This window comes from Thiolapillus sp., assembly GCF_048562965.1.
Classification (GTDB): domain Bacteria; phylum Pseudomonadota; class Gammaproteobacteria; order Chromatiales; family Chromatiaceae; genus Thiolapillus; species Thiolapillus brandeum_A.
In genome coordinates this window covers 1-1,001 of sequence record NZ_JBHNMF010001018.1, presented here as the reverse complement: position 1 = coordinate 1,001, position 1,001 = coordinate 1, and the positions used below count along the sequence as shown (strand labels likewise).

General features: G+C 43.3%; 1 protein-coding gene. It reads right to left on the bottom strand.

Annotated elements, in window-relative coordinates:
* The coding region (locus ACOCD2_RS21915) for a reverse transcriptase domain-containing protein (protein ID WP_419626117.1) at positions 1-956 on the bottom strand (956 nt) is incomplete at its 3' end.
* Between the last annotated feature and the right edge of the window lie 45 nt (positions 957-1,001).

Here is a 1,001-nt window from a genome sequence, read left to right as displayed (position 1 = left end):
AGTTGAGTTTTGAACTGGGATTGTGTTTGAGCATGACGTACAGAGTAGGGGAGTTTGTTCCAAGTGACAGGGCCGAGATGGGAGAAAGCACGCTGCCCTTGGAACTTTTTCTTTCGTGTTGGAATCCGAAAGATGCGGGTGTCAGCAGAGGAACGCAGTGAACGGGAAGGGACGTAAAGGCAAAGGAGATCAGACAAGTACAGCGGAGCAGTATCTGAGACAACATCATAGCACAAGGAGGAAATTTTGTAATCGATTCTCTGAGCTATTGGAAGCCAGTGCAGTTTAGCCAAAAGTGGTGAAACGTGTGTGCATTTGGACGTTTTGAAAATGAGTCGAGCAGAACAATTTTGAACCTTTTGAAGTTTGTCAATCAGCTGTTGAGGAATCCCTGACAACAGGGAATTACAGTAATCAAGGCGTGACAAAACCAGGGATGTCACAAGGGTTTTGGTAGCATCAACTGTGAGGACATGTCTAATTGAGCTAATTCTACGCAGTTCCAGGTAGGCGGACTGACATATTTTACTAACTTGTTGTTTCATGGAGAGCTTGTCATCAAAAATCACACCTAGATTCCGGACTGATCTTGAAAAACAAATATCATTTTGACCGATTGTGATTGAGAGTGGAAGGTTTGGTGAGTTTTGAGGATCAATGAGCAGTGCCTCAGTTTTTCCTTCATTCAGTTGCAATTTGTTTTGCGTCATCCAGAGTTTTACATCATCTACACATGACTGCATGTTACTAAGCAGAGAGTCAAATTGTTCACGTGGAACTGAATCATATAGCTGGCTATCATCGGCAAATTCACTGTGGGAAACTGAGTGTCTATCAATAATCTGTGAGAGTGGTTGTGTGTAGAGTAAAAACAGAATGGGACCGAGAACTGAGCCCTGAGGTACGCCATGAAGGAGAGTGGAAGGATTTGAACTGTAGCCAGAAATGGATACCATTTGCTTTCTCTCAGTAAGATAGGATCGGAAGAAAGAAAGAGCAGA